Origin of the sequence: Amycolatopsis albidoflavus, from assembly GCF_039525725.1 — a bacterium.
Classification (GTDB): domain Bacteria; phylum Actinomycetota; class Actinomycetes; order Mycobacteriales; family Pseudonocardiaceae; genus Amycolatopsis; species Amycolatopsis albidoflava.
Map to the genome: position 1 here is coordinate 578,928 of NZ_BAAAHV010000005.1, position 21,889 is coordinate 600,816.

Sequence of the window (21,889 nt, forward strand, 5' to 3'; positions counted from 1 at the left end):
GCGAAAGGGCCGGTACCCGCGGGTACCGGCCCTTTCGCATTCAGCCAAAGTTCGTGAGGGGAACCCTGAGGGACTCAGAGTCCGTGAGGGTTCCCCTCACGGACCTTTGCCGGAAGCGGTCAGTTGCGCGAGAACGCGGTCCGCATCCAGAGGGTCGCCAGGATGATCGTCGCGATCCACGCCACGATCATCCCGATTCCCGGACCGTCGCCGGCCGCCCCGCTGGCGTGCGCGGACTGCTGCGACCAGATCGCCAGCAGGCCGTCGACCGAGGCGAACCAGCCGCCCGCGGCGCAGCACCACGCGACCCACCAGCGGCGCGACACGAGCGCGACCGCGCCGATGAACACGCCGACGCCGGTGGACGTCACGGCGAACAGCTGCGGCACCCCGCCCGCCTCGCCGGCCAGCGTCTCCCAGCCCGCGCGGCCCTGTGCCCACGGCAGGATCTGGGCCACCAGCAGCACGAACATCAGCACCGAGATGGTGAAGCCGCGCCTGCCCAGCTCGACCGTCCGCGACGCGCGGCGGCCCGCGTCGTCGATCTCGTCGCTCAGCCGCTGGTCGACCTCGGCCGGCGTTCCCGGTTCGCTCATCCCGCACACCCACTCACCGGGGCAGGCTGCGCCGCCGGGGCTCCGAAGCCCGGCAGTCCCAGGGTGACCCCGCTCGTCTTGGGCCGAAGACCGGCTTCGGCGTTGTCGCCCGCCCGCGTGCGGCGATGCGTCAGAAGGTCGCCGTCGGCGACCAGGTGGTGCGGCGCGCCGTAGCTGATCACCGTCTCCACGACGTCGCCCGGCCGGACCGAACGGTCGACGGCCGAACCGGAGGGCGTGAAGTGAACCAGCCGGCCGTCTCGGGCGCGTCCGCTCATCCGGTGCGTCTCGGCGTCCTTGCGGCCCTCGCCCGCGGCCACCAGCAGCTCGACCCGGCGGCCGACCAGCTTGCGGTTCTCTTCCCAGGAGATCTCGTTCTGCAGCTCGACCAGCCGGTCGTAGCGCTCCTGCACGACCTCCTTCGGCAGCTGCTCCGCCATCTCGGCGGCGGGCGTGCCGGGGCGCTTCGAGTACTGGAAGGTGAACGCGCTGGAGAACCGCGCGGCGCGGACGACGTCGAGCGTCGCCTGGAAGTCTTCCTCGGTCTCGCCGGGGAAGCCGACGATGATGTCGGTGGTGATGGCGGCGTCCGGCATCTTGGCGCGCACCTCGTCGAGGATGTTCAGGAACCGCGTCGACCGGTAGGAGCGGCGCATCTCGCGCAGCACCCGGTCCGAACCGGACTGCAGCGGCATGTGCAGCTGGTGGCAGACGTTCGGCGTCTCGGCCATCGCGTCGATGACGTCCGAGGTGAACGCGGCCGGATGCGGCGAGGTGAACCGCACGCGCTCCAGCCCGTCGATCCCGCCGGTGGCGCGCAGCAGCTTGCCGAACGCGAGCCGGTCGCCGAACTCGACGCCGTAGGAGTTCACGTTCTGGCCCAGCAGGGTCACCTCGAGCACGCCCTCGGCGACCAGCGCCTCGACCTCGGCGAGGATCTCGCCGGGACGCCGGTCGCGCTCCTTGCCGCGCAGCGACGGCACGATGCAGAACGTGCAGGTGTTGTTGCAGCCGACCGAAACCGACACCCAGCTCGCGTAGGACGATTCGCGGCGCGCGGGCAGCGTGGACGGGAACGTCTCGAGCGATTCGAGGATTTCGACCTCGGCCTCGGCGTTGTGCCGCGCGCGTTCCAGCAGCGTCGGCAGCGAACCGATGTTGTGCGTCCCGAAGACGACGTCGACCCACGGCGCGCGCTTGACGATGTCGCCGCGGTCCTTCTGCGCGAGACAGCCGCCGACGGCGATCTGCATGTCCGGATTGGCGACCTTGTCCGGGCGGAGGTGCCCGAGGGTGCCGTAGAGCTTGTTGTCCGCGTTCTCCCGCACGGCGCAGGTGTTGAACACGACCAGATCCGGCTTCGACGGCCCCGCGGCGGGGACGTAGCCGGCTTCCTCGAGCTGCCCGGCGAGCCGTTCGGAGTCGTGCACGTTCATCTGGCAGCCGAACGTGCGGATCTGGTACGTTTTCGCGTTCATCGCACTCCAGCCTAAACCCCGGAGCCCGCGCCGGACCCGGCACCCGCCTCGCGGGCGTTATGCGGCCTGGCTCACCAGGCATTCCGTTAATCGGGAAATGTGCCGTTGACCGGGAACGGAAATGCACCGAACCGGCCACCGCAGAACAATACCGCCGGAATTTCTCCTATTGTTTTCCGCGCGCTCCCGAAGATAAGATCATCGCCATTGTTTCCGAATCGGACCGCCGCCGCTCTGGAGGAAAAGTGCGCAAGGTTTTCGCCTGCTCCGCGGCTGCTGCCGCGAGCGCCCTCGCCGTCGCGGCGTTGGCGGCCGCCCCGGTCACCGCGGCCCCGGCTCCCCGCTCGGTCACCTGGTCCGCCGACCCGGCCGACGGGGCCAAGGCGTTCAACTCAATCCAGTGCGCCGACGGCCACTTCAAGACCGCGGACTCCGCGAAGGGCAAAGTGTTCGTCGCCGAGCAGCTCGCGAAGGAGGAACGCTGCGAGGCGGTCGGCCCGGACCTCGAAGCGGGCAAGACCTTCTACCTCGGCTGGTCGTCGAAGTACCGCATCACCGACTCCACCAGCCGCTACGTGTTCCAGCTGAAATGCAGCCCGAGCACCGGCACCGCGAACCACCCGATCGTCCTCAAGATCTCCGGCGGCAAGCTCCAGCTGGAGGAATGGACCGTCGACCACACGAGCGTCAAGCTCTGGGAAGCGCCGGTCTCGAACGATCAGTGGCACGACATCGCCTTCCGGATTTCGACCGACCGCACCAAGGGCACCATCCAGTTCTGGTTCGACGGCAAGCAGCAGACGTTCTCCGACGGATCGACCACTTACACCGGCACCACGATCGACGGGGACCGCAACTATCTGAAGTGGGGCGTCTACCACGAGGCCGACCAAACGGCGACGCAATGGTTCAGCAAGATCCGGATGGGCACCAGCCTGACCGACGTCACCGGCTGACCTCTGGCACCATCGCCCCATGCGATGGAGGCTGACGCTGGCGCTGGCAGTGCTCACGGTGCTGCTGAGCGGGTGCGGGCCGAGCTTCGCGAACCTGCACCTGCGCGTCGCGGCCGGGTCGGTGGGCGGCGTCTACCACGACCTCGCCGGGCCGCTGGCGTCGTCGTGGGCGGGCGAACTCGGCATCGAGACGCCCGAGGTGCTCGCCACCCAGGGGTCGCGCGACAACCTCAACCGAGTGCTTTCCGGGGGCGCGGACGTCGCGTTCGTCGCCGCGGACCTGGCCGCGGACGCGGCGGCCGCGCACCCCGGCAAGCTCGCCGCGCTGGCCCGCATCCACGACGACTACCTGCACATCGTCGTCCGCAAGGATTCGCGCTACACCTCGGTGTCGATGCTGCGCGGCCGCCACATCGCGGTGGGCTCGCCGGAGTCGGGCGTCGAGTACATCGCCGACCGGGTGCTGGGGGTCGCCGGGCTGAAGGGCGCGGTCGCGGTCGACCAGCTGAGCCTGGACGATTCGCTCGCCGCGCTGGCCGACCGCAAAATCGACGCGATGTTCTGGTCCGGCGGGCTGCCGACGCCGCTCATCACCGAGTACAACCGCAAGATCGGCCTGCGGCTGCTCGACATGTCCTCGCTGATGCCGGGCATGCAGCGGTTCAGCCCGGTGTACGGCACCGCGACCATCCCCGGCAGCACCTACGACCAGGGCGGGCCGGTCACGACGCTGGTGGTGCCGAACTTCCTGGTCGTGCCCACCTCGATGTCCGCCGACGTCGCCGAAGCGCTCACGAAGGGCCTGTACGACGCCCGCCCGGCGCTCGCGGCGGTCAACCGGGCGGCGTTGTCGATCGACGTGCATCCGGGGATCGAGACGGGGCCGTTGCCGCTGCATCCCGGGGCGTTGGCCTACTACCGCGCGGAGAAGGTCTAGCCCGCGACCGGAAAGTCCATCGCGATCCGCAACCCGCCGCCCTCGGGCAGGGACAACTGGATCTCGCCGTCGGAATGCCGGACGATCTCGGTCACGATCGCCAGCCCGAGCCCCGAGCCCGGCACGTTCTGATGCGCCGTGCTCCGCCAGAACCGGTCGGCAGCCCGCTCCAGCTCGTCCTCTCGCAGGCCAGGACCGTGGTCGCGGACCGAAACCGTCACCCGGTCCTGCGCGACGCTCGCGGCCACCTCCACCGAGGTGCCGGAAGGGCTGAACTTGAGCGCGTTGTCCAGCAAAGCGTCGAGCACGACCTCCAGCCCGCGCGGCGGCACGAGCACCCGCGCGCCGTTGACGTCCACCGCGCTCTCCAGCGCGACCTCGCGAGCCGCGCCGACCACCGACCAGTCCGCGACCCGGTCGGCGATCACCTCGGCGAGGTCTTCGGAAACCAGCTCGCCGCCCGCGGATTCGGCACGCGCCATCGACAGCAGCTCGTCGAGGATCTGGTTCAGCCGCTTGGCGTCCACCTGCGCCGCTTCGAGGTCGGCGGCCGCGGTTTCGTCGGTCACCTGACCGTCGAGATTGCCCAGCCGGATCTTCAACGCCGTCAACGGATTGCGCAGCTGATGCGAAGCGTCGGCGACGAACGCGCGTTGTGCGGCCAGCGCCTCCGACACGCTCGCCGCCATCCGATCGAACGACCGGCCCAGCTGCCGCAGCTCCGGCGGGCCGCCGCTCTCCCCCACCGGCTCCGCCTCCCGGCCGCTGACCACGGACGCGACCAGCGCGCCCGTCGCCTCGTCCAGCCGCCGGACCGGGCGCAGCGTCCAGCGCACCACCGGCAGCGCGACGAGCAGCGCGAGCCCGAACGCGACCAGCGCGCACGCGGCCAGCAGCAACCACTGCCACAGCAACTGGGTACGAACGTGATCGGTCGCGGACTCCGTGACGACCGCGCCGCGCACCTCGCCGTCGATGAGGATCGGCTCGGCCAGCACCAGCGGTTTGCTCGCCCACGGCATCAGCAACGGCCCGGCTTCGGGCGGGCGAGCGGCGAGCGCCTCGTTCACCGGCACCCGGATCGCGGCCCGGTCGACGCGCCGCGGGTCCGTGCCGCCGGGCGAGCTCAGCACCGGGTCGCCGTCCTGGTTCACGACGACCACTTTCACGCCGTACACCTCGGTGTAGCGGCGCAGTTCGGGTTCCAGCCGGCCGAGCTGGTTGTCGAGCAGCGGGCGCTGGGCGAGCGACGCGAACCGCGAGGTGTCGGTGAGCCGGTCGAGGAAGAGCTTCTGCTGGAGGCTGCTCGCGATGCTCAGCGCGAGCGGGATGCCGAGCCCGAACACGAGCAGCGCGACGAGCGTGACGACGATGCCCTGCAGCCGGACGCGCACCGGTCAGTCCCGTCCGCTGCCCAGCCGGTAGCCGACGCCGCGCACCGTTTCGATCAGCGCCGGACGGCCGAGTTTCGTGCGCAGGGTGGCGACGTGCACGTCCAGCGAACGGCTCTCGGCCGCGCCGCGATGTCCCCACACCTCGTTCAGCACCTGCTCGCGCGAACACACCGCGCCGCCCGCCGCCGCGACCAGCGCGAGCACCTGGAACTCCTTGCGGGACAACGCGATCGGCTCGCCGTCGACCAGCACCTCGTGCCGGGAGAGGTCGATCCGGACGTCGCCGACCTCGACCACCGGCACCGTCGGCGCGGTCTTTTCGGTGCGCCGCCTGCGCACCGCTTCGACGCGCGCGAGCAGTTCCTCCACGTCGTACGGCTTGACCAGGTAGTCGTCGGCGCCGGCGCGCAGCCCGTGCACCCGGTCGTTCACCTCGCCGCGCGCGGACACCACGATCACCGCGACATCGCTCACTGCCCGGATCTGCCGGCAGAGCACCACGCCGTCGACGTCGGGAAGGCCCAGGTCGAGAAGGATCACGTCGACGTCGTGGACCCGGTCGAGCACCCCGGCCCCGGACGGCAGCCGCTGCATGGTGAGGCCCCGGCGGACCAGCGCGGGAACGAGCGCGCCCGCGACCCGGTCGTCGTCTTCCACCAGCAGCACGCGCACGCTTCAGCCTCCCCGGTGATCCCGACCACGGTATCCGGACTTTAGGGCGCCACGCCCCGCGGACACGGTGCGTGGCGGCCGCCACAGTCCCGACTAGGCTGAAAGCCGCCACGACGGCCGCATCCGATACGTAGTTGAAACCCTAAGTATTGCTCAAGCCGTCTTTACAAGAGATGTCCCGGTAGTAGGTTTCCGCAAGCGTTGCGGAACCCCGGTTCCGCGGACGCCGACGACCAACGGAGCTCTGGAGGCCACGATGACCACCGAGGTGGCGACGCCGATGATCAAGGCGGCCGCCGTGAACAAGTACTTCGGCGAGCTGCACGTGCTGCGCGAGATCACCCTCGAGGTGCCGCGCGGCCAGGTCGTCGTCGTGCTCGGGCCCTCCGGGTCGGGCAAGTCGACGCTGTGCCGCGCGATCAACCGGCTCGAGCCGATCAACTCCGGCGAGATCGCCGTCGACGGCGTGCCGCTGCCCGCCGAGGGCAAGGCGCTCGCCGCGCTGCGCGCCGACGTCGGCATGGTCTTCCAGCAGTTCAACCTCTTCGCGCACAAGACGATCCTCGAGAACGTCATGCTCGCGCCGGTCAAGGTGCGCAAGACGGCGCAGGCCGAGGCGCGCAAGACCGCGATGGAACTGCTCGAGCGCGTCGGCATCGCGAACCAGGCCGACAAGTACCCGGCCCAGCTGTCCGGCGGCCAGCAGCAGCGCGTGGCGATCGCCCGCGCGCTCGCGATGAAGCCCAAGGTGATGCTGTTCGACGAGCCGACCTCGGCGCTGGACCCGGAAATGGTCCAGGAGGTGCTGGACGTGATGACCGGGCTGGCGAAGGACGGCATGACCATGCTCGTGGTCACGCACGAGATGGGCTTCGCCCGGCGCGCCGCCGACCGCGTCCTGTTCATGGCCGACGGCGAGATCGTCGAGGACACGACGCCGGAGGAGTTCTTCACCAAGCCGAAGTCCGACCGCGCGAAGGACTTCCTCGGCAAGATCCTGACCCACTGACCCGTTCGGGGGAATCCCCCGGCGCCCCGCGGCCGAGGTGGCTGTAATCGGCCGTGTCCAGCGGTGCCGCCCCGACCGGCACCGACGTTCCCGGACAGATGTTTCCCGGACAGATATTGGAGAGACTGACATGAGGATCCGCACCCTCGCGGCCGCTCTGCTCGCCGGCGGGCTGCTGCTCACGGCCTGCGGCAAGGAAGGCACCCCGGCTGGTTCCGGCGGCGACGCCAACACCAACGCCGCGGCCCTGCCGACCTACGAAGTGGCGAAGGACGTCAAGCTCGACGGCTCGCCGGTGTTCACGAAGATCAAGTCCGCGGGCACGATCACCATCGGCGTCAAGGACGACCAGCCCGAGCTGGGCCAGAAGGACCCGAAGACCGGCAAGTTCCAGGGCTTCGACATCGAGATCGCCCGGATGGTCGCGGCGGGCCTCGGCTTCGGCGAGGACAAGATCAAGTACACGACGGTCGACTCGGCCGCCCGCGAGCAGGCCATCTCCAACGGCCAGGTCGACCTCTACGTCGGCACCTACACCATCAGCGACAAGCGCAAGAAGCTCGTGTCGTTCGGCGGCCCGTACTTCCAGGCCGGGCAGGACCTGCTGGTGCGCAAGGACGACACCTCGATCACCGGCCCGGAGACGCTGAAGGGCAAGAAGGTCTGCTCGGTCACCGGGTCGACCCCGATCCAGCGCGTGCGCGAGCAGAAGCTGACCGACCAGATCGTCGAGTTCCAGAAGTACTCGCAGTGCGTGGAGAAGCTGCAGACGAAGGACGTCGACGCGGTCACCACCGACGACGCGATCCTCAAGGGCTACGCGGCGCAGGACCCGGACAGCTTCAAGGTCGTCGGCAAGCCGTTCTCGAAGGAGCCCTACGGCATCGGCCTGAACAAGGACGACAAGGTGCTGCGCGACAAGATCGACGACCTGCTGCAGGCCGCCGAGACCAACGGCACCTGGAAGAAGATCTACGACGCGACCCTCGGCAAGTCCGGCGCGCCCGCGACGCCGCCGGCCATCGAGCGGTACTGACCTGATCCGGCGGCCGGTGGGCGAAGCTTTCGCCCACCGGCCGCCGCACACCCACTATCGGCACACGGACGCGGGGAAGGCTCCATGGACGTCCTGCTCGACAATCTGGACCTCTTCGGTCCGTTCTTCCTGACCACGATCGAACTGTTCCTGATCGCGGGAGCGTGCAGCCTGGTGCTGGGCACGATCCTCGCGATGCTGCGGGTGAGCCCGGTCCCGATGCTGCGCGCGATCGGCACGACCTACGTCACCGTCCTGCGCAACACGCCGCTGACGCTGGTGTTCGCGTTCCTCGTGTTCGCCTACCCGCTGCTCGACATCGTCAAGATCGACTACTTCCCGACCGCCGCGGTGGCGCTGACGATCTACACGTCGGCGTTCATCTGCGAGGTCGTGCGCTCGGGCATCAACACGGTGCCGATCGGCCAGGCCGAGGCGGGCCGCGCGCTGGGCCTGTCGTCCGGGCAGATCCTCGGCGGCATCGTCCTCCCGCAGGCCCTGCGGTCGGTGGTGCCGCCGCTCGTCAGCATGCTCATCGCGCTGCTGAAGAACACGACGATCGCCAGCGGGTTCTCGGTCGCCGAGGCCGGCGCGATCCGGCAGTACGTGTCCGAGCGCGGCGACAACCAGATGATCGCGCTGCTGTGGGTGGCACTCGGCTTCATCATCCTCGTGTCGGTGCTGTCGCTGGTGCAGCGCAGCCTGGAGAAGCGCTGGAGCGTGGCCCGATGAGCACGGTTCTTTTCGACACCCCGGGCCCGAAAGCGCGGATGCGGCACCGGATTTACGCGGTGCTCGGCATCCTCGTGGTGGCGGCGCTGATCGCGTTCGTGATCTACCGCTTCATCGACAGCGGCCAGTTCTCCGGCCGCAAATGGGAGTGGCTGCAGTACTCCCAGGTGCAGAGCGACCTCGCGACCGCCGTGCTGGCGACTGTGAAGGCCTTCGCGCTGGGCGCGGTGCTGGCCATCGTGTTCGGCGCGGTGTTCGCCGCCGGGCGGCTCTCCGATCACGCGTGGGTGCGCGGGTTCTGCACGTTCATCGTGGAGTTCTTCCGCGCGATCCCGCTGCTGATCCTGATGTTCCTGTTCTACTACGGCCTCCCGACCCTCGGCGTGGACACGTCGCCGCTGTTCGCGGTCGTTCTCGGCCTGACGCTGTACAACGGCTCGGTGCTGGCGGAGGTGTTCCGCGCGGGCATCCAGTCGCTGCCGAAGGGCCAGAGCGAAGCCGCGTACGCGCTCGGCATGCGCAAGACCCAGGTGATGTTCACGGTCCTGCTGCCGCAGGCTCTGCGCGCGATGCTGCCGACGATCATCAGCCAGCTGGTGGTGCTGCTCAAGGACACCGCGCTCGGCTTCCTGGTGACGTACCCGGAGCTGCTGTACTACGCCCGCTACATCGGCAGCCAGGGCGACTTCGGCCGTCCGATCGTCCCGTCGACGATTGTGGCCGCCGCGATCTACATCGCGATGTGCCTGCTGCTGACCGCGCTCGCGACGTACTTGGAGCGACGCAACCGGCGCTCGAAGAAGCACATCGACACGGGGGCCAAGGACGCCGCGGACCTCACCGCTGCGGCGACCGGAGGCTTGCGCGGAGGGCCTTTCTGACGGTTCGTTCGTCTTTCGCTTGAAGCCCCCGGCGCTGCTTTCGTTGCGGCGCCGGGGGTTTCTTGTTTTAGCCGTGCGCTGTCGGATGTCGCGGCTGGTACAGCGGGAGGACGCTGCCACTGGGCAGCCGGATCGACGCCCGCGTTCCCCACGAGGCTTTCGTGACCTCACCGTCTGCTTCGGCCCCCTTCGCGGTCAGCTGCCGGACTGTCTCGTCGAGGTCGTCGCACATCAGGTAGAACTCTTGCTGCGGTTGTCCCTCGGTCGGATGTACCGCTAGTTCCGTTGGGGGTAAACGGAAGATGAGCCATCCGTCGCCTGCGTCGACGTGGCCTAGGTCCAGTACGTCCCGGAGGAACTCTCGGTCTGCTGCCGCGTCCTTGCTGTAGAGGATCACGTGGGCGCCGGTGATCATAGGCTTGGTCCTTTCGGGAAGTCCTTCTCCGGCAAGGGGAATCGCCGTCTCTGCGATCGAGCCGATCGAGTGATGCGGCCAGTTCTCGGGCGCTGCTAACGTTGATGGCATCAAAGCAAGTTCTGTGGCATGAGGCCGCGAGCATTCTCGCGGCGGCCGCGCAGGTTCCTTGATCGCTCCCGTGCGCTGGTCCGCGCCCTGGTCGGCTTCGACCTCGCCGGCGCACGGCGAGATCGAGCCGCCCGAGCAAGGAACCCTCCGCGAACCGCGCGGACGCCAGGCACCCAGCCCGAACTGGCCGTGCCGCAGTCCATGCCGCCACGCCCGCTGTCTCCAGAAAGGAGGAATCGCCTATCGCCCAACCACAACTGAATACTTCCGCAGCCTGCGGACGAACGGACCCGGAGCCGCGCAGCCTGACCCGCGGCACCCGGTGGACAGGCCCGCCGACCGCGTCAACAGGCCCGTCAGCCGAGTGCATGATCCCGCAGCGCACGAAACCCGCCACCGCGACGGGAATCGCTCACCGGTTACGGCGGAACAGCTTGTCCCCCAGCCAGACGATCGGGTCGTACTTGCGGTCGGCGACGCGTTCCTTCATCGGGATCAGCGCGTTGTCGGTGATGTGGATGCCTTCCGGGCACACCTCGGTGCAGCATTTGGTGATGTTGCAGAGCCCGAGCCCGTGCTCGTCCTGGGCGGCGTCGCGGCGGTCGGCGACGTCCAGCGGGTGCATCTCCAGCTCGGCGATCCGCATGAGGTAACGAGGTCCGGCGAAGCTCTCCTTGTTCTCCTCGTGGTCGCGGACGACGTGGCAGGTGTTCTGGCACAGGTAGCACTCGATGCACTTGCGAAACTCCTGCGAGCGCTCGACATCCACCTGCTGCATCCGGTACTCGCCGGGTTTGAGCCCCTCCGGCGGGGTGAAGGACGGGATCTCGCGAGCCTTCGTGTAGTTGAACGACACGTCGGTGACGAGGTCGCGGATCACCGGGAACGTGCGCATCGGCGTGACCGTCACGACCTCGGCCTCGGTGAACGTCGACATGCGCGTCATGCACAGCAGCCGCGGCCTGCCGTTGATCTCCGCCGAGCAGGAGCCGCACTTGCCTGCCTTGCAGTTCCAGCGCACGGCGAGGTCGGCGGCCTGCGTAGCCTGCAGCCGGTGGATGATGTCGAGCACGACCTCGCCCTCGTTCACCTCGACGGTGAAGTCCTGCAGGTCGCCGCCGGTCGCGTCGCCTCGCCACACGCGGAACTTCGCCTGGTAGCTCACGCGGTCCTCCCGGGGTGGGTCTCCAGCTCGCCGTCGGTGAAGTACTTGCCCAGCTCGTCGAGTTCGAACAGCTCCAGCAAGTCCGGCCGCATCGGGACCTGTTCCTTCACGGCCACGTCGACGTCCGGCACGAGCGGGTTGTCGCCCGGCTGCGCGGAGCAGACGAGCAGCCGGTGCCGCCAGTCCGCGTCCATCGACGGGTAGTCGTCGCGAGTGTGGCCGCCGCGGCTTTCCGTGCGGGTCAGCGCGGCGCGGGCGACGCATTCGCTCACCAGCAGCATGTTCCGCAGGTCGAGCGCGAGGTGCCAGCCGGGGTTGAACTGCCGGTGGCCTTCCACCTCCACCTGTCCCACGCGCCGGCGGATATTCGCGAGTTTTTCCAGCGCCTGCCGGATTTCCCCGGCCTTGCGGATGATGCCGACCAGGTCGTTCATCGACTGCTGCAGCTCGGTGTGCAGCGTGTACGGGTTCTCCGGAGCGCCCTCGGCGGGCGGGTTGAACGGTTCGAGCGCCATCGCGGCCGCGGTGTCCACATCGGACTGCGAAACCGCGGGCCGGTCCTTGAGACCGTCCACATAGGACGCCGCGCCCAGCCCGGCTCGCCTGCCGAACACGAGCAGGTCCGACAGCGAATTGCCGCCGAGCCGGTTCGACCCGTGCATGCCGCCGGAGCACTCCCCCGCCGCGAACAGCCCGGGCACGCTCGCCGCGCCGGTGTCCGGGTCGACCTCCACGCCGCCCATCACGTAGTGGCAGGTGGGGCCGACTTCCATGGCCTCCTTGGTGATGTCGACGTCGGCGAGTTCCTTGAACTGGTGGTACATCGACGGCAGCCGCCGCTGGATCTCCTCGGCGGGCAGCCGGCTCGCGATGTCCAGGAACACGCCGCCGTGCGGGGACCCGCGCCCCTCCTTGACCTCGGAGTTGATCGCCCGCGCCACCTCGTCGCGCGGCAGCAGGTCCGGCGTGCGGCGGTTGTTCTCCTGGTCGGTGTACCAGCGGTCGGCCTCGCCCTCGCTGTCCGCGTACTGGCCCTTGAACACCTCGGGCACGTACTCGAACATGAACCGCTTGTCCTCGGAGTTCTTGAGCACCCCGCCGTCGCCGCGCACGCCCTCGGTGACGAGGATGCCCTTCACGCTCGGCGGCCAGACCATCCCGGTCGGATGGAACTGCACGAACTCCATGTTGATCAGCTTCGCGCCGGCGCGAAGGGCCAGCGCGTGCCCGTCGCCGGTGTACTCCCACGAATTCGACGTCACCTTGAACGACTTGCCGATGCCGCCCGTCGCGAGCACCACCGCGGGCGCCTCGAACAGCACGAACCGCCCGCTCTCGCGCCAGTAGCCGAACGCCCCGGCGACCGCGCCGTTGTCCAGCAGCAGTTCGGTGACCGTGCATTCGGCGAAGACCTTGATCCGGGCCTCGTAGTCGCCGTACTTCTTGAAATCCTCCTGCTGCAGCGAAACGATCTTCTGCTGCATCGTGCGGATCAGCTCGAGCCCGGTGCGGTCGCCGACATGCGCGAGCCGCGGATAGGTGTGCCCGCCGAAGTTGCGCTGACTGATCCGCCCGTCCGCGGTGCGGTCGAAAAGCGCCCCGTATGTCTCCAGCTCCCAGACGCGGTCCGGCGCTTCCCGGGCGTGCAGTTCGGCCATCCGCCAGTTGTTGAGGAACTTCCCGCCGCGCATGGTGTCGCGGAAGTGCACCTGCCAGTTGTCGTTCGAGTTCGCGTTGCCCATCGACGCCGCGCAGCCGCCCTCGGCCATTACCGTGTGCGCTTTGCCGAAAAGGGATTTGCACACCACCGCGACGCTGAAACCGCGTTCGCGCGCTTCGATCACCGCGCGCAGACCGGCGCCGCCGGCACCGATCACCACCACGTCGTAGCTGTGCCGTTCGACCTCGGTCATGGAATAAGCCACCTCACGAGCTGGGGAGAACTGCCTTGCGCTGCTGGATTTCCGGGGTTCAGCCCACGAATCGCAGGTCCGAGATCGCACCGCTGGACACGAGCATCACGTAGAAGTCGGTCAGCACGAGCGTGCCGAGCGTCGTCCACGCGAGGGCCATGTGCCGCGTGTTGAGCTTCGTGACCTGCGTCCAGATCCAGTACCGGACGGGATGTTTCGAGAAATGCTTGAGCCGACCGCCGGTGACGTGCCGGCACGAGTGGCAGGAGAGCGTGTACGCCCACAGCAGCACGACGTTCAACACGAGAATCACGTTGCCGAGCCCGAAGCCGAACCCGGTGGGACTCTGGAAGGCGACGATGGCGTCGTAGGTGTTGACGAGCGAGACGACGCACGCGACGTAGAAGAAGTACCGGTGCACGTTCTGCACGATCAACGGCAGCCGCGTCTCGCCGGTGTAGCGCGCGTGCGGTTCGGCGACCGCGCAGGCAGGCGGGGAGAACCACACCGAGCGGTAGTAGGCCTTGCGATAGTAGTAGCAGGTCAACCGGAACCCGAGCAGGAACGGCAGTACAAGCACGCCGAGCGGCAACCAGGACGGCATCTCGCCGAACCAGTGCCCGAAGTGGCTGGATCCTTCGACGCAGGAAGTGGACACGCACGGGGAGTAAAACGGCGTCAGATAGTGGTATTCGGGCACCCAGTACGCGGTGCGCACGAATGCCCGGACAGTCGCGTAAACGACGAAGGTGGCCAGCCCCAGCACAGTGAGCAGGGGCGACAGCCACCACCGGTCGGTGCGCAGTGTCCGGGCGGCGAGCCGCGCCCGCCCCGGCGCTCGAACGCCGGTGGGGGCGCGGCTGACGTCGTTGTCAGCGGGGGCGCTCACCGCTGGTCGCGCTTGTAGCCACCGACACCTTCGTCGTCTGCGCCGCTCCACAGCGCGGGATCGTAGGGAGTATCAGGAACCGGAACGCGTTCGACGGCTTTCGCCTGCGCGGGCACAGCGGGCGGGTGCCCGTCCAGGTCGGCGGTGTCGATGTCGAGCCGCTCGACGTCGTTGGCCAGCCGGCGCACCGCGGACGCGTCGCCGTAGCGCGATCGCAATGCGCCCACGCACTGCCGCAACTGGCCGATGGTGCGCCGGAGTTCGGCGATCTCTGTGGTGGACATCGGAAGCCTCCCTGATGGTGGGGCCGGCAGTTCGGGTGACGATCAACGTCGCCAAGTACGACTCTGCCTCGCGCGGTGCACTGTGACAAGTAGCACATTTACCAGAAGGAAGCATCCTGTACCGGTTGACCTGGGGATTTATGACTAGATAGGGGCCGAAAGTGGGGTCTGGGCCGTCTCTGGGCCGTCAGCTGCACACTCAGGCCGCCGACGCGAGGTCGGCCGCTGGACGGAACACGCTGTCGATCGCCGCACGAGCCCGGTCGTAACTTGTCTCCATCAGATGGGTATAGACACGGAGCGTGAACGCCTCACTCGAATGCCCTAGATAAGCAGAGAGTTCTTTGATGCTCACCCCACGTGACAGCATCAACGATGCGAACAGATGCCGGAGTGCGTGCATGCCGTCCCGGTCAGCGACATAGGCAAGCCCAGCCGCGACGAACGCGGGCAACCACACGCCCATGTGAAACGACTGGTTCTTGTACGGCACGCCGCTCGGCTTGGTCATGAGCAGATTGACCGTCTCGAACGCCTGCCCGTCCCGTTCGCCCCAGGGCAGCGTCACCGCGACGGGCGGATACTTCTCCAGGTAGGCATCGATCTTCTCCAGCAGCCCGTAGCCGAGCGGGATCTCCCGCACCTTCCGCCCTTTCGGAAGCTTGAACTTCTGCACGCCCTTGATCACCACGAGCTGCCGAGTGCACCGGTAGACCATCTTCTCCCGGTCGATGTTGTCCGGGCTGAACGCCAGCACCTCGCCCGGACGCAACCCGAGACCCGCACCGATGACGACCGCTGGCCTGAACCGGTCCTCGATGGCCTTTTCGACGGCATGGACCTTCTTCTCCGGCCAGACCTGAACCTCCTTGGTCGTCGCCTTCGGCCGGGGAATGGTCGCCTTCTTGAGCGGGTTGAGCCGCATCTTCTCGTCAACCACCGCGGCGTCCCAAATGGACAGCACGAGGTCGAACACCTGGCGCTGGTAAGTCCCCGAGAGGTTCCGTTCGCTGTCGTTGAGCCAAGCCAGCCACTTGCGCGCAAGGTCAGAACTCTCGCACGCATCGAGACTGCGGTCGTCCCCGAAGAACGGGAACACGTACTTGTCGAGCTGAGATGTCATCGTGTTCAACGATGATTCGCCCAGCGGACGACTCTTCAGTACTTGCATGGCATAGGACCGGAATGCTTCCTTGCCCGCGTTCGGATCCCGGTACACCCCCGCGTAAAGCTCGTTCTCAATCTTGGTCTTGAACTCTTTCGCCGCACCAAGCTTCTTGTCCGGGAAAACCTTGGACCCCTCCGACATGTCCGGCTGAGTCCACCGCACCCGGTACCGCGCGCCTTTGCCGTAACGTTTGGTTCGCTCCTGAACCGGCCTGTTCTTGGCATCGAGGACGACCTCACCGGTTTCGGGGTCGATCTTGTCGCTATACCAACGATCTTGAATGTGCGCCATAAGAATCCCCCTATGCGGCAGGCATGGTCTCGGGGCCGTCGAGCCAGCCCCGGACAGCGGCCGGGTCGTAACGGACGTGCTTTCCCATCCGCCGCCACGGCGGGCCGTAGTTCTTGTGCCGCCAGTCCTTGAGCGTGTCCTCCGGAATGCCGAGGTAGGCGGAAAGGTCTTCGGGGCTCCACAAGCCCTCGACGCTGACCAGCCGCACACGCGGGTTGTTGTTCATGGTTGCTCCCCCTCCCCAGGTCAGGCCGCCAACGCCGGAATTGCCGAAGTTTCCGGCGGCTCAGGCGGTGATCCGGACGCGGCGAGCCGGGCCGCTTCGTATTCGGCCTTCCAGGCACGGCGTTCGGCGATAGCGCGCATCACGAGCTGGTCCCGGGGCGGACAGTGCGGGTCGCCGGGCTCGACCTTGCGCCACACCAGCTTTTCCGGGGCGGGGCGCGGCTTCTCGATCCCTACTGCCGCCAGGGCGGAGAGCACGAATCCCACGCGGTCAGCTTTGTGGTCGGCCACGGTCTTGCCCGACCACTTGCGCGACACCAGGACCCGCCGACCGGGCAGGCCGAGCGTGGTCCGCCGATGCGCACGCCCCCGGCAATGCCCCGGGGTGGTCTTTGCGTTGGCTCCCTTGGGATTGATCCCGTAGAGCAGCCACACCGGGCAACGCGGCGAACACGGAGTGACCGCCAGCTCGGCGTGCAACCGGTCGTGGTGGTCCCGTTGCGCGGCCGTCTCGGCGTCCACGACTTCGCCCGTGGACTTCGTGAGGTACTTCGTCAGGTAGCCGATGTGCCGTCCGGCTTCCTCGGTGCCGCCGAGAATTCCCTTGGAGTGCACCTGTTCGCCGAACCGCACGACGTGCGCCGGTTCCTCCACTTCGGACACCGCGTCATCCCACGCCGTCAACGGCTCCCGGGTGTCGGGGTCCACAAAGGAACGGACATCGGGGTCCCACAACGGTTTGCGGTCTCCGCCGTAGACCATGACGTCGTGGTTGGGCCACCACGCCTGGTGATAGGTCGCTTCGGTGACCATCCGGATGACCTCATGGGATATCGCGCCCCGCAGCGCGGTGTGCAGGTGGGGCGCGGCGCGTTTCTGCGGTTCCACGGTGGCGAAGTACTGCACGTCGAACCCGACGACCCGGCGGAGGTTCTGCCACCACCGGTCAACCAGGGCGGCGAAGTGCACCGCGTCCCGGGCCGCCCGCCGGTAGTCGTAGCTGGCAGGGTCGACGGGGGAGCCGTCCGGGCGGACGCGGCCGTAGGTGTCGCAGGTGAGGGTGACGAACATCGACGGCCGGAACCGGCCCGCGAACTCCCGTCCCACGGTGGTTTTGGCGACCTTCTTGCGGGGCAGGTTCGGCGCGTCCTGCCGCCGCTTGGTGGACCGCTTCACCGCCTTCTTGGCGGGCGCGTCGAGGGCCGGGAGCCGTCCCGTCATGCCCGATGCCCGCAACTCCGCGTCCACGGTGGACACTTCGGCGCACAGTTCCTCCGCCTCCGGTTCGTTTCCGGTCTCGACGGCTTCCCGGTAGTGGGCGGCGAGGTCCGCGCGGTAGGTCAGCAGCTCCCGTTGCGTCTCGGTGGGTTCCGCGCGGGTGATCACGGGTTCTTCGGCGAGGTGCCAGCCTTCCCGGCACTGGGCCTGCCGTAGGGCCTTGGCCTTGCGCGCACAGGGCAGGCACACCGATTCGACCGTGGAGCCGCACGGGACGGGGACGTAGCGCAGTTCGCCCGTGTCGGTGTCGGCGACTTCCATGGTGAAGGGCCGGACGCACACCCCGTGCTGCTCTGCGGTCGCCTTCACCACGTCGGCGGCGAGGGCACCGCGGATTTTCTCCCGCGATCCGCTTGCCGGCATTGGCTGACCAGCGGTTTCGTCCTCGGCCGCGGAGTGCGACCATGCAGGCCCCGCAAGCGTGGCCGGCATTCCCTGACCAGGACGTTTCTGTTCGGAGGTGGTCATCAGGCGGCCCCCTCTCCGGCCTCACCGGCGCGTGCCCACTGCCGCAGCAGCCAGACCGGCATTTCCTGGTCAGTCTGGACAGGCAGGTCGGGGAAGGTGGCCGGGTCGAACGGCGCGTAGCCCCAGACGTAGACCGGGATGCCGCACGGGGTGCGTCCGGTCAGCGCCAGGCGCACCCGTGTCCCGCCCGGAGTCCGCCACAAGGCCACTCGCGGCCCGTCGAGGGCGGCCGACCAGGTAGCCAGCCCGGAGACGACACCGGGCAGGGTGTCGGTGTCCAGCGCGACATTGACCGGCGAGGACCAGGCGGTGACCTCCACCGAACAGGCCGGGGGCAGCGCAAACGAGTCGAGGTGATCGCGGATCGCGTCGAGGAAGACCATCAGCCGGTTCACGCGGCCCCCTTCCCGTTGCTGTCACAGCGGTTCTGGGCGAGGTCGATCACCTGTGCCCCGCCGTTAGTGACGTAGTTCTCCAGCGCCTTAACCGTCGCGTCAGAGACCCACCCGGCGCGGACGCGCAGGGGTTCGCGGATGCCCTCGCCCCACACGTAGCCGACACCCGGGGTGGATTCGGGGATGCGGTTGGCCCATGCCCCACGCTCGTACGCGCCGTCGCCGAGCACCATGGACACCTGAGACTTGGACGTCACCCGCAGGCAGACGCGGCGGGTGAACAGTTCCCGCACCGGCACGGTTTCCTTCGTCGGGTCCTGCACGTAGCCGCGCACCGAGATCAGCGCGGCCCGTCCTTGGGTATTGAGCACCGAGACGTGTTCGGTGATCGCGTCGCGGGTCTTGCGGTCGGTGTAGCGGGTCAACGCCGCCAACTCGTCGAACTCCAGCAGCTCAAGCGGAAACTCCTGCGAGAGCGGCACTTCCCGTGTCTGCCCGGCAAACGCCCGCTTGCGGCGCTCCAACTCGTCCCGCAGCGCCTCCAGCACTTCCAACGCCTCTTTGCCCGAAACCGCGTACCGGCAGAAGATCCCGCGCCCGTACGCGAGTTCCATGCCCTTGGGGTCCACACCGGACACCCGCACCAACCCCGACCGGATCGCCGGAGCAGCCGACACCAGCGGCGACCACATCACCGAGTTCTTCCCAGCGCCCGAAGCACCCGCCACGAGGATGTGCGCACCGCCGCCGAGCAAGGGCAGCCGCCAGGCCGTCCCATACTCGGTAGAACCGGCGAACACCCGCCGCAGATCCACCGCCGACGCCTCAGCCACGTCCGGCAGCGGCAGGCACGACACGGCCGACGCCAGCAGGTCACGGCGCATGAAGTCCACCGACACCACATCCGGCGAGATCTCCCGCACCTGCACCCGCGTGACCCGCCGAGCCGTCGCCAACGCACGAGTCGCCTCGCCGAAATCCTCGGGAGTCTGGCCAGGCACCAGCCGTACCCGCACCTCATCCCACGAGGGGCCGGAACGGACCCGCAGCACGCGGGGGAAGGCCACGCCCGCGTCACGCCGCGACTGGGCCACCGCTTCCCGCTTGCGACGGCGAGACACCAGGTTCACGGTCACATCCACCGGGATCGCTTCGTCCCGCACGGTCAATCCGCAGGCATGCAGCCAGCCCGGGAGCTTGCGCCCGTAGACGGCCCAGCGCAGCCACCACGCCCGCACCCAGCGACCGCACCACTGCTCAAAACCCACGGGCCAGCCGCTCCGCCACACGAGCGCCACCAGACCGACAGAGCCCGCCGTGACCGCGAGCGAAGGCCAGCCGAGCCAACGCCACCACGCGCCCAGAGCGAGCAGGGCGAGGCAGGTGCGCCAGTGCGTGGCCAGTTGCCGAACAATCCAGCCACCTACCCGCACGAGGCCCCACAGGGCCAGGCCGAGGAATGCCAGCGCGGCTAGGGTTTCCGCTATCGCGGCGAACGCACGGCCGAGTTTGGCCAGCACCCACACCAGGACAGCCAGGCCCGCGCCGCCGATCAGCACCGTCGCCGCGTTCATCGGCGCTCACCGCCCTCAGCCGCGGTGAGGTCAAGCGGCAGCATTCCTTGGCATGCCGCACATTTCTTTTCACCCGGAACGAGGCGGGCGAACTTCTTGCATGCGGCGCAACGCATCCGGGTGACCCCCGTTGACGCACGCCGTCCAGAACCGGTTATGTTCGTCATTGTTCACTTCCCAGTGGACAGCGCAGAACCGGTGAAGGTTGGTCGCCAGAGGCCGGTTCTGCGTTTATACGGAACAATTCCGCCCATTCAAGGGCGCGTTGAACACAGCACACGTCGCCGTGCGCTTTTTTCAGTACTCCCGCTCGGTTTTCGGCTAGTCGGTGGTCGATTCGTCGGTGGTTGGTTCCTCGCCGGTCAGGAGCCGGTTCAGCCCGGCGTCAGTCGCCCGCCGCTGTGCCTTCACCTCTTTCAGGAGCTGGTCGACCACGACCGACAGCCGCGCCAGCGATTCCGCCGGAGACAACGCCGCCGCCCTCAGCCGCTCGATCGTCACCTCATACGAGGCCGCTTCCTTCCCGACCAGAAACACGCCCATCGCTCGATGCGGGCAGTACACGACATCCGAGGTGTCCTTCAGCGCGTACCGGCTGAACGCCTCCTCCGTCACCGCCTGACTCGGGGCCAGCTGGATCGTCATCGTCCGCGACAGCCCGACCAAGTCCTTGAGGAACCGCGTCTGCCTCAGCATCACCTCGGCATCCCCGAAATGGTTCCGCAGCGCCTCCGACCCGATGAACATCTCCGCCTTCACCGCGCCCGCGCCGAACAGAATCCGGTTGCGATCCATCCGGCTCTCCACGACCTGGTCCAGCTTCTGCTTGTCCCGCAGGTCCGGGCCAAAGACAAGCCGCGCGTAATCCGGTACCTGCAACAGATCCGGGATCAACAGCGGAGCCCACACCGTCACCGCCGTCGCCACCCGCTCGTGCGCGATCAACGTCGTGTAATGCGCCGGGTCCGCCTGCGACCCCACCGACGACCAGCTCGGCCCTGTCACGCCATGCGCCAGCAGCATGATCCAGGCTTTCCGCTCCCCGGTCACGCCGAGCGCACCGAGCACGTTCGACACCTCTTCCGGAGTCGGGACCCGCTGACCGAGTTCCCAGTTCGACAACAACGCCGGGTTCACCCCGATCCGCCGTCCCAGCTCCCGCAACCCGAACCGCGCCTCAATCCGCGCGTCCCGCAACGCCGCACCCAGGCCGCGTGCCCGCGGGCTCGCCATATCCGTCCCACGCATCTACGCCGCCTTGCTGTCACCATTTGCAGACGCAGACCGCGACGGCTTCGCCACAGCAGCCTTGAAGCCGGTCGCCCGGAACACGTACGTCTGGTACTTGAACTCGCCCTGCCCGCCGACACGCGGCTCAGCCGTGAGCCCGTCCAGCTCGATCGGCCGCATCCCCGGCAACGCCTCCGCAGTAGTCGGCACGGGCTGCACGTCCGCCAAGAACGTCACCTCGAACGACGCCCGCTTCGCCTTCGTCTCGCCCGGGTCCGTGACCGCAGCCCTCCACTGCCGCTTGCCGGTCACCTCGTCAATGCGCTGCCGCACCGGCCGACCCGCCGCGCGATCCTCCCGAGACTGATACTCGTTGTCCGGAATCACTTCGCCCACCATCACAAGCCCCTGCGGGAACGCGTCGTCGAAGTCGATCGCAAACCGGTGTCCCTTTTCGATAGCCATGCTGAACTCCCTTTACTGCTCTGGTTTTGGTGCGCTCAGTCGCGCTCTTCCGGCCACTGGTCGCCGAGAGGGGAGGAGTAGGTGCGTGTGCGGTTCTGCGTCTCGCACCACTCGCCGAACTCGCCAGCGGCCACAGAGAGGCTCCGCGCAAATCGCGCGGTGTCCATCAAGCCGCCAATCCGAGCCGGTACCTGGATCACGATCGCGGCCTCATCGCCCCCGGCCACCAGCTGGCGAACCCCAGGGGAAGGCGACACGACGGCAGCGCCGTATCCGACGAGGGGCTGAATCACCACGTGAATGCCCATGTGTGCTCTCCCGATGTCT

At 68.1% G+C, this 21,889-nt stretch carries 23 protein-coding genes; 6 read left to right on the forward strand and 17 right to left on the reverse strand.

What is annotated here, in order from left to right:
• Window positions 1–119: 119 nt before the first annotated feature.
• Both ABD156_RS07185 and miaB read right to left on the reverse strand, forming a co-directional pair.
• Window positions 120–596, reverse strand: coding sequence for an Rv2732c family membrane protein (locus ABD156_RS07185; RefSeq protein ID WP_344267964.1), 477 nt, complete (start codon window positions 594–596; stop codon window positions 120–122).
• The gene (gene miaB / locus ABD156_RS07190) at window positions 593–2,074 is read right to left on the reverse strand and encodes a tRNA (N6-isopentenyl adenosine(37)-C2)-methylthiotransferase MiaB (protein ID WP_344267966.1); all 1,482 of its coding nucleotides are present in this window, start codon (window positions 2,072–2,074) and stop codon (window positions 593–595) included. Before miaB ends, ABD156_RS07185 begins: the two co-directional genes overlap by 4 nt.
• Before the next feature lie 245 nt (window positions 2,075–2,319).
• Here miaB and ABD156_RS07195 point away from each other — a divergent pair, with 245 nt between their 5' ends.
• Together ABD156_RS07195 and ABD156_RS07200 are read left to right on the forward strand one after the other, a co-directional pair.
• A complete protein-coding gene (locus ABD156_RS07195) occupies window positions 2,320–3,030 on the forward strand; it encodes a heparin lyase I family protein (RefSeq protein ID WP_344267968.1) in 711 nt (236 codons plus the stop codon).
• Between the two features lie 19 nt (window positions 3,031–3,049).
• A complete protein-coding gene (locus ABD156_RS07200; protein ID WP_344267971.1) occupies window positions 3,050–3,967 on the forward strand; it encodes a TAXI family TRAP transporter solute-binding subunit in 918 nt (305 codons plus the stop codon).
• On the opposite strand, the gene ABD156_RS07205 is transcribed toward ABD156_RS07200, so the two are convergent.
• Window positions 3,964–5,361, reverse strand: a complete 1,398-nt coding sequence (locus tag ABD156_RS07205) for an ATP-binding protein (protein WP_344267973.1) — start codon at window positions 5,359–5,361, stop codon at window positions 3,964–3,966. The genes ABD156_RS07200 and ABD156_RS07205 overlap by 4 nt on opposite strands.
• Window positions 5,362–5,364: 3 nt before the next feature.
• Window positions 5,365–6,033 carry a response regulator transcription factor gene (locus ABD156_RS07210; protein WP_344267975.1) on the reverse strand — a complete coding sequence of 223 codons (669 nt, stop codon included), beginning with the start codon at window positions 6,031–6,033 and terminating at the stop codon, window positions 5,365–5,367.
• A 280-nt stretch (window positions 6,034–6,313) separates the two neighbouring features.
• Between ABD156_RS07210 and ABD156_RS07215 the strand changes: the two genes are divergently transcribed.
• From ABD156_RS07215 to ABD156_RS07230, 4 genes are all read left to right on the forward strand, one after another.
• Window positions 6,314–7,042, forward strand: coding sequence for an amino acid ABC transporter ATP-binding protein (locus ABD156_RS07215; protein WP_344268550.1), 729 nt, complete (start codon window positions 6,314–6,316; stop codon window positions 7,040–7,042).
• Window positions 7,043–7,172: 130 nt separating this feature from the next.
• On the forward strand, window positions 7,173–8,078 hold the full coding sequence (locus ABD156_RS07220) for a glutamate ABC transporter substrate-binding protein (RefSeq protein WP_344267977.1): 906 nt from the start codon (window positions 7,173–7,175) through the stop codon (window positions 8,076–8,078).
• An 84-nt stretch (window positions 8,079–8,162) separates the two neighbouring features.
• Entirely contained in the window at window positions 8,163–8,810 is a 648-nt protein-coding gene (locus tag ABD156_RS07225) for an amino acid ABC transporter permease (RefSeq protein ID WP_344267979.1), read from the forward strand.
• Window positions 8,807–9,691, forward strand: a complete 885-nt coding sequence (locus tag ABD156_RS07230) for an amino acid ABC transporter permease (RefSeq protein WP_344267981.1) — start codon at window positions 8,807–8,809, stop codon at window positions 9,689–9,691. Before ABD156_RS07225 ends, ABD156_RS07230 begins: the two co-directional genes overlap by 4 nt.
• Window positions 9,692–9,758: 67 nt before the next feature.
• Here the strand turns inward: ABD156_RS07230 and ABD156_RS07235 are convergent, their stop codons facing one another.
• From ABD156_RS07235 to ABD156_RS07295, 13 genes are all read right to left on the reverse strand, one after another.
• Entirely contained in the window at window positions 9,759–10,106 is a 348-nt protein-coding gene (locus tag ABD156_RS07235) for a VOC family protein (RefSeq protein WP_344267983.1), read from the reverse strand.
• A 523-nt stretch (window positions 10,107–10,629) separates the two neighbouring features.
• A complete protein-coding gene (locus ABD156_RS07240; protein WP_344267985.1) occupies window positions 10,630–11,382 on the reverse strand; it encodes a succinate dehydrogenase/fumarate reductase iron-sulfur subunit in 753 nt (250 codons plus the stop codon).
• Entirely contained in the window at window positions 11,379–13,295 is a 1,917-nt protein-coding gene (locus ABD156_RS07245; RefSeq protein ID WP_344267987.1) for a fumarate reductase/succinate dehydrogenase flavoprotein subunit, read from the reverse strand. Before ABD156_RS07245 ends, ABD156_RS07240 begins: the two co-directional genes overlap by 4 nt.
• Window positions 13,296–13,353: 58 nt before the next feature.
• Window positions 13,354–14,184, reverse strand: coding sequence for a hypothetical protein (locus ABD156_RS07250; protein ID WP_344267989.1), 831 nt, complete (start codon window positions 14,182–14,184; stop codon window positions 13,354–13,356).
• Window positions 14,181–14,468: a hypothetical protein gene (locus ABD156_RS07255; RefSeq protein WP_009075085.1), complete on the reverse strand. Its 288-nt coding sequence runs from the start codon at window positions 14,466–14,468 to the stop codon at window positions 14,181–14,183. The genes ABD156_RS07250 and ABD156_RS07255 overlap by 4 nt, the downstream gene beginning before the upstream one ends.
• A 199-nt stretch (window positions 14,469–14,667) precedes the next feature.
• Window positions 14,668–15,927 carry a tyrosine-type recombinase/integrase gene (locus ABD156_RS07260; RefSeq protein ID WP_344267991.1) on the reverse strand — a complete coding sequence of 420 codons (1,260 nt, stop codon included), beginning with the start codon at window positions 15,925–15,927 and terminating at the stop codon, window positions 14,668–14,670.
• Window positions 15,928–15,937: 10 nt separating this feature from the next.
• Window positions 15,938–16,153, reverse strand: a complete 216-nt coding sequence (locus ABD156_RS07265) for a helix-turn-helix domain-containing protein (RefSeq protein WP_134665912.1) — start codon at window positions 16,151–16,153, stop codon at window positions 15,938–15,940.
• 20 nt (window positions 16,154–16,173) lie between these two features.
• Window positions 16,174–17,793 carry a replication initiator gene (locus ABD156_RS07270; protein WP_344268553.1) on the reverse strand — a complete coding sequence of 540 codons (1,620 nt, stop codon included), beginning with the start codon at window positions 17,791–17,793 and terminating at the stop codon, window positions 16,174–16,176.
• A 104-nt stretch (window positions 17,794–17,897) separates the two neighbouring features.
• On the reverse strand, window positions 17,898–18,293 hold the full coding sequence (locus ABD156_RS07275; protein WP_344267995.1) for a hypothetical protein: 396 nt from the start codon (window positions 18,291–18,293) through the stop codon (window positions 17,898–17,900).
• On the reverse strand, window positions 18,290–19,867 hold the full coding sequence (locus tag ABD156_RS07280; RefSeq protein ID WP_344267997.1) for an FtsK/SpoIIIE domain-containing protein: 1,578 nt from the start codon (window positions 19,865–19,867) through the stop codon (window positions 18,290–18,292). Before ABD156_RS07280 ends, ABD156_RS07275 begins: the two co-directional genes overlap by 4 nt.
• A 321-nt stretch (window positions 19,868–20,188) precedes the next feature.
• Window positions 20,189–21,115 (reverse strand): helix-turn-helix domain-containing protein, encoded by a 927-nt coding sequence (locus ABD156_RS07285; RefSeq protein ID WP_344267999.1) that lies wholly within the window; start codon window positions 21,113–21,115, stop codon window positions 20,189–20,191.
• Window positions 21,116–21,562 (reverse strand): hypothetical protein, encoded by a 447-nt coding sequence (locus tag ABD156_RS07290; protein ID WP_344268001.1) that lies wholly within the window; start codon window positions 21,560–21,562, stop codon window positions 21,116–21,118.
• Between the two features lie 35 nt (window positions 21,563–21,597).
• Window positions 21,598–21,889 (reverse strand): hypothetical protein (locus ABD156_RS07295; RefSeq protein ID WP_344268003.1); only part of this gene is annotated, 292 nt, incomplete at its 5' end.